The sequence below is a fragment of the Acinetobacter sp. UBA1297 genome, from assembly GCF_002307755.1.
Taxonomy (GTDB): Bacteria; Pseudomonadota; Gammaproteobacteria; order Pseudomonadales; family Moraxellaceae; genus Acinetobacter; species Acinetobacter radioresistens.
Genome location: NZ_DBUF01000006.1, coordinates 150,574 through 166,027, shown reverse-complemented (window position 1 = coordinate 166,027; position 15,454 = coordinate 150,574). Strand labels below are relative to the sequence as shown.

Below are 15,454 nucleotides of genomic sequence, written 5' to 3'. Positions count from 1 at the left end.
GAATACTATGGCTGATGCAGAACAGCGGGTAAATTCACCCGCTCCAGCACCTAAAAAAAATCATCGTAAACGTGTAATTCGTAGTGCACTTTTAGCTTTATTGATTGTGATACTGCTTTTGGCATCCGCATTGGGGATTATGTTTTCTACAGACCGCGGCAGTAAATTTTTACTGGACCGGGTGCTGGAGCGACAGACCTTTATTGTATATGAATATGAAGGTGGGAACTTACTGCGCGGCATTACACTGCGTAATATTCTGGTTAAAGTGAAACAGGTCGATGTCAAAATTGACCGCGCCGAGATTACTTTGGGATGGCGGGCAATACTGCAAAAAGAACTGCATTTGAATTATGCCGACGTACGTAATTTACAGGTGATTAATAATAAACCTTCTGATGGTAAGCCATTTGAATTTAAAGATATTAAACTTCCTTTTGTGCTTCGGGTAGATAATGGAACAGTTGACCATTTACTGATTAAAACCACCACCTCTGCAGTGGATTTTTATAATATTGAATTAAATGATGCTCTCTGGTCAGGTACTGAGCTGAACTTCGAGCGTTCACGTATGGATATGGGCTATTTAAGTCTGCGCAATGCAACAGGCCGGATTATCTTTTCAGGTAATTATCCATTAAATGCCATTGGCGATTTGAATATTCCTGCTTTAAGAAATAACCTTAATATTCATGATATTAAAATAGTAGCTAAGGGCAGTCTGGACAGTGTTCAGGCGGGTGTAGCCACTAATACTCCAGATTTGCTTACTGGCTGGGTGGTCTTGCATCCGGTACGTGAGCATGTACCTATGTTTGGTGAGCTACAGTTGAATAATTATCACTGGCCTTTAATGACCGAGCAGAAACTGTTCAGTGAAAAAGGCGTAGCAAAGTTTAATGGAGATATTAAACAGCTTGATCTAGATATAAATACCGATCTGAGCGGTAAAGATATTCCTAAAGGTCAATATAATGCCTTGATGAATACTGACTTGGTCAATCAGCTTAATATTACCAATTTAAATGGCCAGCTAATGGGCGGTTCAATTAACTTGGCAGGCAGAGTCGGTTGGGACGAACAGGTAACTTGGGATTTAAAAGGCCGTGCAGACCGCCTTAATCCAGATAATAAAATTTTGCCTCAAGCCGTACGAGATTTCTTGCCACCATCTTTAGATGCAAATCTTGCTTCTAGCGGTACACTGGAAAACGGGTTGCATGCTACCGGTCTTATAGACTTTGACCGTTATGAAACCTGGAATTTGAAACTGGACCAGAAAGCTGGGGAGACAGGGCGTCCACTACCTATGTTGCTGGATGTGCGCTGGAATAACATTGATCGTGCCGTACCGTATGTGGGCTGGTTAAGCAGTGAATCCGGCCGCGTTAACTTGGCCTTGGTCGAAGGTCAGCAGAATATTCATGTGGCAACAGTAGTCCGCCGTAATGAAGAAGGTATGTTGCCACCGGGTCAATATAATGCTCAACTCAATCTGAAAAATAATATTCTCAATGTACCTACGTTCAGCTATAAGGCGGCTCAAGGTGGTCTGAGTGGGCATGCCAAAGTTTTACTTCCGCATGAGAAGCGTCGGTTAAGCTGGAATGCTTTTATAAAAGCCCAGAACTTTAACCCGCAAACTGTTGTTGCCAGTGCACCTGTCAATTTATTAAATGGTTCAGTCAGCGGTAGCGGCTATGCACGGCCAAACCAGCAGATTATTCAACTTAAGAATATCAATCTGTCTGGTCGACTTGCCCAAAATCAGCAGGAAACTGTGCAGCTCAGTGGTAACAGTAATATTGCCTTGCTATTCCGGGATGAAAAGTCTGGCGGAGGGCTACGCGGTTTTGGTGTAAATTACGATGGTTCGCTTAATGCCTTTAACCAGGGTAAGGGCTTGCTGAAATTACGCATGTCAGGCACACCAGAACTTATACGTATTAAAGAACTGCAACATAAAGGAATAGCCGGACAAATACAGGCCAATGGTCTGCTTAATTTGAAAAATGGAATAAGCTGGGACCTGAATGCTTCATTAATCCGGTTTAAACCGCACTATTTTGTTTCTAGCGTTAAGGGTGAGTTGTCTGGAAATATCAAGACACAAGGGGTTTGGTCAGGTTCTTTAAAACGTATTAACCTTCAGAAACTAAATCTTGCAGGATTTATTAATAACCGGCCTGTACGAGGACGGGGCAACCTGGCGGTAGTCATTGACTCCAGGCAGCAAGGTCTTTTGCCTCAGCAGTTTGAAGCTAATAACCTGTTTCTGGCATATGGAAAAAATCAGGTACAGGCAACAGGTAATGCCCAGAACCTGAGAATCAAAATTAATGCGCCTGCATTATATGAGCTATACAGCGGCTTACGTGGTCGTGCTTATGGCTATGTTAATTTACAGGCTCAACCCCGCTTAAGACTGACTACAAATCTGGTAGTGGATAATCTGGCACTGAACAATCTGTTCAGTATACGCAAGCTCTCGGTTCGAGGTGAGTTGCCATCTTCAGATACAGCACCTACAGTTTTGACTGGACGTCTTGAAAACCTGCGCCGTGGTGACCGAGAAATTCGTGAAGGAGTGATTCGGATTGCGGGTACCCGTAAAGCCCATGTAATGACAGCTGAGGCAAATAACCGCCATACCCGTTTCTTTGTACGTTTGGCAGGTGGTTTTAATGCACAAAATGACTGGTTAGGCCAGATACAGCAGGGAGATTTTAACTCTACACGTACACATCTGGTTCAGCAGCAAAATGCTCCGGTAATTTATTCGGCTACGCGTACTGAACTTTATGTTGGGCAGCATTGCTGGGCCAGTCAGCAAAGTCGATTATGTCTGGATCAACCTTTGCGTGTGAGTAAAACCAGAGGCAGTGCCTCACTGGTAACAACTAATCTTGATTTGAATGATTTTGCTGCATTTATGCCAGAAGGTCTGGCAGTTACCGGGAAACTGAATGGGTATGCAAGAGCATCATGGGCGCAAGGAACTAAACCGAAAATTGATGCGCGGCTGGTTACCCGAAATGGAGAAATCGGTATGGCTGCGGAAGATCCGCAGGAAGTATCGACGGCTGTACGTTATGATGAACTGAGTGTAATTGCCAAGAGTATCAGTGAAGGATTGCAATTACGTCTTGATGTAACCACCCCAGCAATTGGTACAGGTTATGCAAACGTGGTTATTAATCCTTATCAAACCCCGATGCCAATGCGTGGTGAAGTCGCTTTTGACCGGATTCAGCTCAGTGTGCTTAAGCCATTTATTCAGGATGTGCGTTCACTTAGTGGTACTTTATCACTTGCCGGAAAAATTGGCGGTTACTTGACCCAGCCAGAATTTAATGGAGATCTGCGCTTGAAAGACGGCGCTATCAGCATGATTTCACTGCCAGTAAATCTGACCAATATCCAGGTTTATTCAGCTATCCGTCAAGATCAGGCCACCATTAATGGCGCTTTCAACAGTGGCCGTGGAGTAGGCTCTTTAACGGGCAGTGTGGACTGGCGTAATGATCCGAGAATTCAACTCAGTTTGAAGGGTGAGAATCTGCTCATTCGTCAGGCTCCTCTGGTAACTGCTGTGGTGACTCCGGAAGTATCTTTAGATGTATTGCCAATGAGTAAGCGTTTGACACTTAAAGGTAAGATTGATGTGCCGCGCGCGCTTATTTCTATGCCGGAATCCAGTGCGCCAGTAGTAAATGTATCTTCAGATGTTCGTGTAGTACAGGAAGGCCAAGATCAGCTTTCAATCCTGCGTTCAGCCCGTCCGTGGGATATCCGGGCCGATGTGCAGGTCAATCTGGGTGATCAGGTGATCTTCCAGGGCTTTGACAGTCGTATTCCACTGTTGGGCCGGGTTTATCTGACCCAGCGCGGTCTGGAGACTGCAATGAATGCTAATGGTGCCATCGGGGTGAGTCGTCAAGTAAAAATTGAAGCATATGGCCAGCGTCTGGACCTGAATCGGGCAATTGCACGTTTTAATGGTCCTCTATCTAACCCGTCACTTGATGTTGAAGCCAGTAAAAATGTTCAGGGGAGTACTGTCGGGGTACGTGTGACGGGTACAGCATCCAGTCCAAATATTCAGATTTATAATGATGCCGGACTTTCTGAGCAGGAAGCATTAAATGCGCTACTTACCGGGCGAATTAATGAAGGTACAACTGGTCTGAATAATGCAGAAGGCTTTAGATCCGATGTAAATAATACAATTGCAGCAGCGGGTATCAGTCTGGGGCTGGGCGGCACACGTGCCTTTACCAACCAGATTGGGCGTACTTTTGGTTTAAGTGGCCTGGCGCTAGATGCACAGGGCACCGGAGATGATACTCAAGTGAGCCTGACCGGTTATATTACGCCTGACCTTTATATCCGTTATGGAGTTGGGGTATTTACACCGGTTAATACACTTACCGTTCGTTACCAGGTGAATCGTCGCTTATACCTGGAGGCGAGCCAGTCGCTAGAACGTGCTATAGATCTATTTTATAACTGGCGTTTTTAATCTGTTTTCAAATATAGACAAACAGGACATTTTTTCGAAAATGTCCTGTTTTTTTTGCAAATTCTAAATGGTAAAAGTAAATGAAATTTCAAATATTTTTATCCACTATTTCGTACAATAACTTATTAAATAAGTTATATACTTAATATGAAAACAATAATGAAACCATAACAGAATAATCAGGAGAATGAGTATGCTCGTGATACGAAATCCCGGGGTGTATCGCATGCATCGTGCTGTAGCCATTTTGTATGTCGCAGCTATTTTCATCCTACTATTTTTTGTACTGTATTTTCCGCAGGTGCCTGAAAAGAAATATATTAATCTGGCTCTTATAGTGTTGCTGGTTATGCTGGCACTGGCTCATGTCCGAGCCGCAATTGAAGTCAAATATGGCACAGATTATGGTCGGCGCCTGTCTCGCTTACTTGGTATTATTCTACTTTTTAGTTTTCCCATTGGTACGGCTATTGGTATCTATATATTAATCAAAACGAAAGCACAGTACTGGCAACCTTATAATGCCCGGTACTTAAGTTATGGTGATTAACTCTAAATGATCAGGGCTTCGGCTTTTGAGGGCTAAATGCTCGCTATATAGCATTGAAGTTGGGTATGATACGGGCCAAGAGGAGAGTGCAGATGAAGAAAATTATTGTAATAGGTACTGCTTTACTTTTGGCTGCCTGTAGCGAAAAACCCCCTTTAACGCCTGAGCAGCAGTGGCAAGGCTTTTGTACCAGTCTAGGTAATGCTGCACGTTCAATCATGCTAGACCGCCAGTCTGGGATTGATAAAGCTCAGGCACTGGAGCATGCTAACCGTGTGGAAGATCCACTAATCAAAGAAATGATTCTTAAAATTCTGGATCAGGCTTATCTTCAGCCAAGAGTTGAGGGTAAGCAGGCAAAACTTGATGTACAAGAAAAATTTAAACAGCAGGCCTATGAACAGTGCCTGAGTACACCACATGACCGGATGCCACAATATAAAAAACTATAACTTATATCTAACTTTATAAAATAGCCCAAGCATTTTGAGTAAAATGCTTGGGCCCGTTAGCAATGCTTAGATTAAATCTTGAAAATAAAACCAGCTTTAAATGTATTTATTGAAAGCAAAATGCACAGTTAATTTTCAGAAATTGCCAACCCGACTAAAGATAATTGGAGAAAAGAATTTTTCTTCACCTTAAGCTTCTATACTGTCATCTGACAATGGTCAAAATTTTAGTAGAGACAGATGCTCAAGATCCAAGACACTTGAGAGATCATATGAATAACATTTAGTTATAAAATAATGGGCATCACAAAGAAACACTTTACTTGCATTAACTTTTATCGGGAATTTTAGTAAAATTTTACAGTCCATATTATTTGTGAAGCTTTGAAGAAGCTGGAATTCACAAGTAATTTTTTAAAAAAGAGGAATTACACCGTGCTAGAAGCTTACCGCCAACACGTTGAAGAACGTGCCGCACTCGGAATCCCACCGAAGCCACTTGACGATACTCAAACAGCTGAGCTGGTTGAATTGTTAAAAAATCCACCTGCTGGTGAAGAAGCATACTTGGTTGACTTGATTGAAAACCGTGTTCCCGCAGGTGTTGACCAGGCAGCTTATGTAAAAGCTGCTTTCTTGGCTGCCGTGGCAAAAGGTGAAGCGACCTCTCCATTAATTTCTAAAGAGCGTGCAGTTTACCTGTTAGGTACAATGCTTGGCGGTTATAACGTAGCCCCTTTAGTTGAATTACTTGATGATGCTGAACTGGCTGAACTGGCTGCCGAAGCACTGAAAAAAACTCTTCTTGTATTTGATGCATTCCATGACGTCGCAGATAAAGCTAAAGCTGGAAATGCAAATGCAAAAGCAGTTTTACAATCTTGGGCAGATGCTGAATGGTTTACTAGCCGTAAAGATGTTCCTGAAGAAATCAAAATTACTGTATTTAAAGTAACAGGCGAAACCAACACTGATGATCTGTCTCCAGCACAGGATGCCTGGAGTCGTCCAGACATTCCATTACATGCAAATGCAATGCTGAAGAATGAACGTGACGGTATCAATCCTGAAAAACAGGGTGAAGTTGGTCCATTAAGCCAGATTAAAGATCTGATCGCTAAAGGTAACCAGGTTGCTTATGTAGGTGACGTAGTTGGTACAGGTTCAAGCCGTAAGTCTGCAACCAACTCTGTGCTTTGGTTCTTTGGTGAAGAAATTCCGCACATTCCAAACAAAAAAGATGGTGGCGTGTGCTTAGGTGGTAAAATTGCTCCTATTTTCTTTAACACGATGGAAGATGCTGGTGCATTACCAGTTGAGATCGATGTTTCTGAAATGAACATGGGTGATGAAATCGTTCTTAAAGTCAATAAAGACGAAGCTAAAGTTACTGCGTTCAAAAACGGCGAACAAATCGCTGAATCTGAACTGAAAACTCCAGTACTTCTAGATGAAGTACGTGCAGGCGGCCGTATTAACCTGATTATTGGTCGTGGCCTGACAGCGAAAGCACGTGAAGCATTGGGCCTTGGTCCTTCTACACTGTTCCGTACACCTGTACAGCCAGCAGATACTGGTAAAGGCTTTACACTGGCCCAGAAGATGGTAGGTCGCGCTTGTGGTCTTCCAGAAGGTGAAGGTGTTCGTCCGGGTACTTACTGTGAACCGAAAATGACGACTGTAGGTTCTCAGGATACAACTGGCCCTATGACTCGTGATGAGTTAAAAGACTTGGCTTGTTTAGGTTTCTCTGCGGACCTGGTCATGCAGTCTTTCTGTCACACAGCTGCGTATCCAAAACCAGTAGACGTACAGATGCAGCATACGCTTCCTGACTTTATCATGAACCGTGGCGGTGTTTCTCTGCGTCCAGGTGACGGTATTATTCACTCTTGGCTAAACCGTATGCTTCTTCCAGATACTGTAGGTACTGGCGGTGACTCACATACCCGTTTCCCAATCGGTATTTCATTCCCTGCGGGTTCTGGTCTGGTAGCGTTCGCTGCAGCAACTGGTGTTATGCCACTTGATATGCCTGAATCAGTTCTTGTGAAGTTCAAAGGTAAAATGCAGCCTGGTATCACCCTGCGTGATCTGGTACATGCAATTCCTTACTATGCAATTCAGGCAGGTGACCTGACTGTCGAGAAGAAAGGTAAGAAAAATATTTTCTCTGGCCGTATTCTTGAGATCGACCTGTCAGAAATGGAAAATGACCTGACTGTTGAACAGGCATTTGAACTTTCCGATGCTTCTGCTGAGCGTTCTGCTGCTGGCTGTGCGATCACGCTTTCTGAAGAGAAAGTTGCTGAATACCTTCGTTCAAATATCACCATGTTAAAATGGATGATTTCTGAAGGTTATGGCGATGCTCGTACTATGGCACGCCGTGTTGAAAACATGGAAAAATGGCTTGCTAACCCAAGCTTGCTTAAAGCAGATGCTGATGCTGAATATACTAAAGTATATGAAATTGACCTGGCTGATATCAAAGAACCTATTCTTTGCTGTCCGAACGATCCAGATGATGCAAAACTGCTTTCTCAGGTACAAGGTGACAAGATTGATGAAGTATTCATCGGTTCTTGTATGACCAATATCGGTCACTTCCGTGCAGCAGGTAAACTTCTAGACAAAGTACCTGGTGGTTCTTTATCTACTCGTCTGTGGCTGGCTCCTCCAACTCGTATGGATGAACGTCAGTTAATGGAAGAAGGGTTCTACAACACTTATGGTAAAGCTGGCGCACGTACTGAAATGCCAGGCTGTTCACTGTGTATGGGTAACCAGGCACGTGTAGCACCAAATACTACTGTTGTTTCAACATCTACCCGTAACTTCCCGAACCGTCTGGGTCAGGGTGCAAATGTTTACTTGGCTTCTGCTGAGCTGGCGTCTGTGGCTGCTGTACTGGGTAAACTTCCTACACCGGAAGAATATCAGCAGTATGCTTCTCAAATTGATAGCATGGCAGCAGATATTTATAAGTATCTGAACTTTGATCAAATGTCTGACTATACATCTGAAGCAAGCAAGGTTGACACTAAAAAGATCTCTGCTGCTCAATTGACTTAATAAGCGAGAGGGAAAAGTCGAAAGACGTTTCCCAAGTGTAAAAGCAATGCACTGATTTTCTTTGAAAATTAAGATAAGATGAGTTAAAAATAAGGGCTGAGTAATCAGCCCTTATTTTTTTGAGTAGGTAAATGAACAGTAAAATTAGTCAGATCATTCAGTCCACTCTAAATATTCTAGAAGAAAACAATAGTCATGGTAATAACTTCAATCTATTAAAAATCTGTGGAGTATCAAATAGTGAAGTATTCACCCATACTCCAATTTTGAAAGAGTTATTAGATCCTGAGGGAACACATGGGCAAAAAGATATATTCTTAAAAAGTTTTGTAGAGTTTTTTAAATTAGATTTTAAGATTAGAGGTAATATAAAAACAAAAAAGGAGCAAAGATTTAATGATTATGGCCAGATTGATTTAATGATTGAAAATGAAGAGCAGATAATTATTCTGGAAAATAAAATTTATGCTGTCGATCAATCTAAACAATTACAAAGATATTTTAACTTTTGTAAAAATTATGCTAAAAAGCAACTATTATTGATTTATTTAACGCTATTTGGAAATGAGCCAAGTTTTTCTTCATTAGGTAATATTAAAAAAGTTGATAATAAGTATTTAATTCAAACTAATAATGAGTTAATTAATATAAATTTAAGATGTTTAAGCTATAAGATAGATATTATTTCATGGCTTGAGGATATTAAGTCTCAATTTAATCATCTAACAAATCTTCAGTCAGCTCTTAATCAGTATATTAATTTACTCAGAATGTTGACTAATGAGCTGGTAACTGTAAATAAAGAATTAAAAAATATGTTATTAGAAATGACACCGAACGAACTTCAGGCGATTAAGCAAATCTCTAATCAATTTAACAGTAGTAATTATAGAGGAGACTTACTTTTTAAATTATTTGCATATTTTGAACATAAATTTATTGAAACAGGAAATTATGAAATATCTCCTGAATTCCAAGATATACATTATACATTTAAAAATTGCCAACAATGGTTTAAGCAGCTTAGTAATATTAATCCAGAAAGTAAAAGGAATGTTATTGGTTGTGTATTAAGAAGCAAAAAAAATCTTCATGTTACTTTTTTGTTTGTAGCAGCTAAAGATAATTTACATTATGGGATCACGTTATCAGAAGAGTGTCATTTTAATTTGAATGATCTAGAACGTCTACTACCAACATGGGGGCAAGCTAAACAATGGAAAAAAATCCCTGATGGTCTGATTAGCAAAGGTATAGAAAATCTAAGAAATTTTTCTGGTGATGCATTTAAATTATTGGCTGTTAAAGATAATAATTTTCTAGATGATTTCATTAAGGATAGGTTGCAGGAAATGGATATTATTCTAAAGCTATAAAAATAAGAATTTTTTAGTATTATCAAAATCAAATTATTAGTATTCCATATATATGTTAAGTATTAATCTAATTGATAATACTTATACATATATATGTGGAATATTCAGCGGACCTTAAGCTTAAGAAGAAACTTCATAAGTTTAAATATGATGAAATTCCTCGCAGGAGAATAATTTATAACAATCAAGTGAATAAACTATATGACTATATAGAGATTAGGCTTAAAAAAGAGAGTCACTCGGAAATTTACTGATTTTTTAGAGTTAAATTTTGAGCATATTTTTTAAAAAAGGGTTCACACTATAAAATTTGAAGTTAATTGATATTTTCTATATTAATATAATCTTTACAAGATAGGCAATAAGTTATTAAATTTCCTTAAATATGCTAGTTTAAAAGAGAATGTCTAAACAATCCCGCTTCCTCTGCATCGGCGGTTTCCTCAACGGAACCCAAGTCAAAGACCAAGGTGACAGCTTCGTCTGCGTCGAAAATGGTAAACAAGTGACTTACCATAAAAAGGAAATCTTCCATCAAGATGCTTGGGATCATGACTATTATGTCTGTGAAATTATCACTGACCAACAAGCTAAAAACTGGGTCTACGACATTGAAAGCTGAGCTGAAATTTTAGAGATTAAAAAGCCCTATAATGAGAAGCTGCTTACATAAGGTACTTCTCTGTTATTAAAAATAGTAAAATATACATAGTTTAAATATACGAGATAGCTTTTTAGCCTTTAATTTATTCAATCATGAGTAAATCTGCATTATTTGCCAGTTTTAGAGGACGTAAAGCAAAAATTGAACGGGTATGACGTACCCCCTTCATAGAATATAAATTTTTACGTAAGAAACGCTCATAGTGTTCTGAGTTTTTAACTGCTACTTTGACCAGATAATCATAATCGCCAGTTACCAGATGTGCTTCAACGACTTCAGGCATATTCGCTAAGGCCTCACTAAACTGGTCCAGAATTTCATCATCATGCCGTTCAAGTGTAATTTCGATAAAGAACAGCTCATTAATACCAATGGCTTTAGGATTAATATTGGCAGTATAGCCTTCAATAATTTTTAAAGATTCAAGGCGTTTAAGCCGAGTCCAGCAAGGTGAAGAAGAAAGTCCAACTTGTTCAGCTAGCTGAGCGATAGTTAAACGGCCGTCCTGTCTTAAAGCCGATAAAATTTTTCGGTCTATTTTATCTAATGTGTAATCTGTGCTGTTCAAAATTCAAACTATAGAAAATTATTCTGTTAATACTTAATATACTTCATTTTTGTACTGTATATAAGCAAAATTAACAGGAAATTCGGGAGATATTTTGTAAAATTTAACGATACACTATGGTCATAAAATCAGAGTCAATTGGGTAAAGGCTTTGATTAAACTTATAGCTCTTTTAAATAAGGGTGATTTAAAAGGGCTATGAGTTTCTCTAACTAATTTTATAGAATTAAAAACTTAAAATATAATTTAATAAAATTAATAATTACAAACTTAAACAAAACTGTCTTCGAGTTTAACTTAATTTAAGTTTTTGATAAAAATAAAATTTTTTAATATAAGTAGTCATTCTTAAAATTTAAAATATAAATATTAAAGATAATTATTCTCATTTGTGATATTTTCTTAATTACTCCGCTCTTTTTGCTTTAACTTCGCATGTTATTTCCCTGCCATGATTAAACGCCGTTACCTGTTTCTTTTGCTTGTTCCTCTTGCTGTTATTTCGTTATTTACAGGTGTGGGCGAAATGAATATTGCCGGATTGCTGGCAGGAAATATTCATGAATGGCAATTATTCTGGACCAGCCGTTTGCCACGCTTAATGGCCATTTTAGTTGCAGGTGCAGGGCTGAGTGTTTGTGGGCTGATTATGCAGTCACTCAGTCGGAACCGTTTTGTTTCCCCAACTACAGCCGGTCTTTACGATTGTGCCCGGTTAGGTGTACTCATCTCGATTATCCTGCTGCCAGCCGCTTCTATTTTTATTAAAACCGGTTTTGCAATTTTAGTTACATTGGCCGGTGCATTGGTTTTTATGAGTATTCTAGCCACACTCAAGCATCGGGATACCGTTTTTGTTCCTCTGGTTGGTATGATCTTTGGCAGTATCATTTCTGCATTTACGACTTTTATCGCTTTGCAAATGGACTTGCTACAAAATCTGGCGGGGTGGTTACAGGGTGACTTTTCAACCATTCTAAATGGTCAATATGAGCTGATCTATTTAAGTGTACCCATTTTAATAGTGAGTTATTTTCTGGCCAATCGCTTTGTGCTGGCAGGTATCGGGGAAGACTTTGCAACTAATTTAGGTCTCAATTATAAACAGACCTTATTTTTAGGACTAGTTCTGGTATCTGTCATTACTGGTGTAGTCATCGTCACAGTTGGAGCTATCCCATTCTTAGGTTTGATTGTTCCCAATATTGTAAGTCTGTATCTCGGAGATAATATCCGCAAGACTTTATCGCATACTGCAATTTTAGGGGCTTTACTGGTACTGGTCTGTGATCTGTTTGGACGTATAGTGATTTACCCATACGAAGTTTCAGTAAGTCTGATTATGGGTGTACTGGGCAGTGTGCTTTTCTTGTGGCTCTTGCTACGGAGGTACCGTTATGCATAACCGTACCAAACTGATGGTTTTGGGCTTTGCTGTAATCATTATGATTACCTTGTATCTCGGCTGGAATCTGGGCACAGGCTGGCAGTTTGCTGTGAAGCTCCGTTTAAAGACAATCATGGCAATTATTGTTGCTGGCATAGCGGTTGGGGTATCTACTTTAGTGTTTCATACTATTGTAAATAACCGCGTAGTGACTCCTCAGGCATTAGGTTTAGACAAGCTATATGAGCTGTCTAAAACCATGATCATTTATTTCTTTGGTGCAAGTACCTTACTGTCGATAAATTTTGTGACTGATTACCTGATTAGCCTGCTATTAATGGTCAGTTTTGCGCTCTTGCTTTACCGTTTTATTTTTCAGAAAGTCGCGCAACAGAATATCTACTTTCTACTTTTGGTTGGCCTGATCTGTTCAACATTGTTTGACAATATGACCACCTTTTTTCAGGTATTGCTCGATCCGGATGAGTTCCAGATAGCTGCTTATGCCGGTTTTGCCAGTTTTAACATAGTGAAAATGGAAACCGTAGGGTTAGCTTTACTCACTATTTTACCAATTTTACTTTATAGCTTTAAACACCATCACCGGCTGAACGTTATGGCACTGGGCCGTGACCATGCTCTTAATCTGGGGCTGGATTACGATAAAACCAGCCGTATTTTGCTGATTTTGGTAGTTCTGGCGCTGGCCTCAGCAACTGCGCTGGCTGGACCTATGATGTTTCTGGGTCTGTTGGTACTCAATATTACCTTGGAACTTTTTAAAACCCATCAGCATTATATTCTGCTGCCTGGCATCATTCTGGTCAGTATTCTATCTCTGGTTATTGGGCAGTTTATTGTCCTGCATGTGCTGAATTTTAAAACGACGCTGAGTGTCATTATTAATTTTGTCGGTGGAATTTATTTCTTCTGGATTTTGTTGAAGGAAAATAAAAAATGGCAATTGAGCTAAAAAATTTAAGCAAAAGCTATCACGGGCAGAGGGTGGTAAATGATGTGTCGCTTACTATTGCCAAAGGACAGTTTACTGCTTTTATCGGGCCAAATGGGGCAGGCAAAAGCACTTTGCTGTCAATGATCAGCCGTTTGACTCAGGTTGATACCGGCGACGTTCTGCTCGATAGCCAGAATATACAGCAGATGAAAAGTACCGAGATTGCTAAAAAGCTGGCAATTCTTAAACAGTCCAATCATACGGAATTACGTTTAAGTATTGAAGATTTAGTGGCTTTTGGCCGTTTTCCCTATTCACAGGGCCGCTTAAAAGCTGAAGACCAAAAGATTATTGATCAGGCAATCGCCTATATGGAACTAGAACCGTTACGGCATAAACAGCTGAGTGAACTTTCAGGTGGTCAGCGCCAGCGAGCTTATATCTCTATGGTTCTGGCACAGGATACAGATTATATCCTGCTGGATGAACCTTTAAACAATCTGGACATGAAGCACTCTGCACAAATTATGCGAGTACTGAAAGACTTGGCGGTGAATCATGGCAAGTCAATTATTATGGTAATACACGATATTAATTTTGCCTCGGTCTATGCCGACCAGATTATTGCCATGAAAAATGGACAGCTACTTTATCAGGGCACACCCGAACAGATTATGCAGGAAAATGTACTGCAACATATTTTTGATTTCGCCATTCCAATTCAGCAAGTTCAGCGACACAAACTTGGTCTGTACTTTATTAGCTAGGAGATAGATATGTTTTTTAACAAGAAGGTACTCGCCATTGCCTTGGCCGCTGTGGTTACTGCATGCAGCAACTCCAATATACCTTCTGAAGGTACAACACAAGCGCAGAGTGCAGATACCTTAAGTTTTAGTAGCAAGGCAGGTAATATTGATGTACCGGCTAATCTTTCAAGAATTGCAGTATTAGATACTAATGCATTAAATACCATTCATGAACTAGGAGCAGATGAGAAGGTGGTAGCTCTACCAAAAGGTACACCTTTACCAGCAGTATTAAACAAGTTTAATGACCAAAAATATGCAGATGTCGGTACAGTAAAAGAACCGAACTTGGAACGAATTGCAGCCAGCCAGCCACAACTGATCCTGATGAGTGGTCGAATGGAAAATCTGGTTGATCAGATTAAAGAGATTGCACCTACCTATTTTGTTGATATTGACTATAAAGACCAATTTAACTCTTTTAAACAGCAAACACTGAATATTGCTCAAATGGTAGGTAAAACAGCGGAGGCTGAAAAGGAACTGGCCGAGCTGGAACAGGATATTGCTGAAATTAAGCAAAAGACTAAAGGCAAGACTGCTCTGATCGTGCTGGTCAATAATAATAAGATTGCTGCCTATGGCCCGGGTTCACGTTTTGGTAATATCCATGATCTGTACGGTTTCACTCCAGCTGATCCATCTATTAAAGTAGGGTTACATGGCATGGCAATTTCACATGAATTCATTGCACAGAAAAATCCGGATTACCTATTCGTGATTGACCGCGGCGCAGCTATTACAGACAAAAAGGATGGTGCAAAACATATTCTGGACAATAATATTGTGAACCAGACCAAAGCTGCTAAAAATGGTCACATTGTATATCTGGACTCAAGCAACTGGTATTTAATGAATGGCGGACTGGGCGGTATGAAAGATATGCTGAAAGAAGTCGAAACTGCCTTAAAATAAGCTGCCTAAATTTAAAGCAAGAGTGCCAGTTAAGTCATCTTCACAAATTATTTTAAAAAGTTAAGTGATAAAAAAGCCCCGCAGTGCGGGGCTTAGTCGTATATAGATCGTGCTATATACTGTATGAGGCTCATCTCAAACTGCCTGCATTAAAACATAATTTAAGTTGGGTAGCGAGAAT

General features: G+C 39.9%; 11 protein-coding genes. 10 read left to right on the top strand and 1 reads right to left on the bottom strand.

The window, feature by feature from the left end; genetic code table 11:
* Window positions 1-7: 7 nt before the first annotated feature.
* From B3R63_RS02425 to B3R63_RS02400, 6 genes are all read left to right on the top strand, one after another.
* A complete protein-coding gene (locus B3R63_RS02425; RefSeq protein WP_286728211.1) occupies window positions 8-4,522 on the top strand; it encodes a translocation/assembly module TamB domain-containing protein in 4,515 nt (1,504 codons plus the stop codon).
* A 193-nt stretch (window positions 4,523-4,715) separates the two neighbouring features.
* Window positions 4,716-5,072 (top strand): hypothetical protein, encoded by a 357-nt coding sequence (locus B3R63_RS02420; RefSeq protein WP_005014772.1) that lies wholly within the window; start codon window positions 4,716-4,718, stop codon window positions 5,070-5,072.
* 92 nt (window positions 5,073-5,164) lie between these two features.
* Window positions 5,165-5,524 (top strand): hypothetical protein, encoded by a 360-nt coding sequence (locus tag B3R63_RS02415; RefSeq protein ID WP_005014768.1) that lies wholly within the window; start codon window positions 5,165-5,167, stop codon window positions 5,522-5,524.
* A gap of 435 nt (window positions 5,525-5,959) precedes the next feature.
* Window positions 5,960-8,599 (top strand): bifunctional aconitate hydratase 2/2-methylisocitrate dehydratase, encoded by a 2,640-nt coding sequence (locus tag B3R63_RS02410; protein WP_005014764.1) that lies wholly within the window; start codon window positions 5,960-5,962, stop codon window positions 8,597-8,599.
* A 131-nt stretch (window positions 8,600-8,730) separates the two neighbouring features.
* Window positions 8,731-9,975, top strand: a complete 1,245-nt coding sequence (locus B3R63_RS02405; RefSeq protein WP_286728209.1) for a PD-(D/E)XK nuclease family protein — start codon at window positions 8,731-8,733, stop codon at window positions 9,973-9,975.
* Window positions 9,976-10,378: 403 nt separating this feature from the next.
* Window positions 10,379-10,597 (top strand): hypothetical protein, encoded by a 219-nt coding sequence (locus B3R63_RS02400; protein ID WP_017401086.1) that lies wholly within the window; start codon window positions 10,379-10,381, stop codon window positions 10,595-10,597.
* 124 nt (window positions 10,598-10,721) lie between these two features.
* On the opposite strand, the gene B3R63_RS02395 is transcribed toward B3R63_RS02400, so the two are convergent.
* Entirely contained in the window at window positions 10,722-11,207 is a 486-nt protein-coding gene (locus tag B3R63_RS02395) for an Lrp/AsnC family transcriptional regulator (protein ID WP_005025518.1), read from the bottom strand.
* A gap of 451 nt (window positions 11,208-11,658) precedes the next feature.
* On the opposite strand from B3R63_RS02395, the gene B3R63_RS02390 reads away from it, so the two are divergent.
* The 4 genes from B3R63_RS02390 to B3R63_RS02375 are packed head-to-tail and all read left to right on the top strand — an operon-like array spanning window position 11,659 to window position 15,273.
* Window positions 11,659-12,612 (top strand): ABC transporter permease, encoded by a 954-nt coding sequence (locus tag B3R63_RS02390; protein ID WP_286728208.1) that lies wholly within the window; start codon window positions 11,659-11,661, stop codon window positions 12,610-12,612.
* Window positions 12,605-13,567: an iron chelate uptake ABC transporter family permease subunit gene (locus B3R63_RS02385; RefSeq protein ID WP_286728207.1), complete on the top strand. Its 963-nt coding sequence runs from the start codon at window positions 12,605-12,607 to the stop codon at window positions 13,565-13,567. Before B3R63_RS02390 ends, B3R63_RS02385 begins: the two co-directional genes overlap by 8 nt.
* A complete protein-coding gene (locus B3R63_RS02380; protein WP_005405615.1) occupies window positions 13,552-14,316 on the top strand; it encodes an ABC transporter ATP-binding protein in 765 nt (254 codons plus the stop codon). Before B3R63_RS02385 ends, B3R63_RS02380 begins: the two co-directional genes overlap by 16 nt.
* Before the next feature lie 9 nt (window positions 14,317-14,325).
* Window positions 14,326-15,273: a siderophore ABC transporter substrate-binding protein gene (locus B3R63_RS02375; protein ID WP_005405609.1), complete on the top strand. Its 948-nt coding sequence runs from the start codon at window positions 14,326-14,328 to the stop codon at window positions 15,271-15,273.
* Window positions 15,274-15,454: the final 181 nt, after the last annotated feature.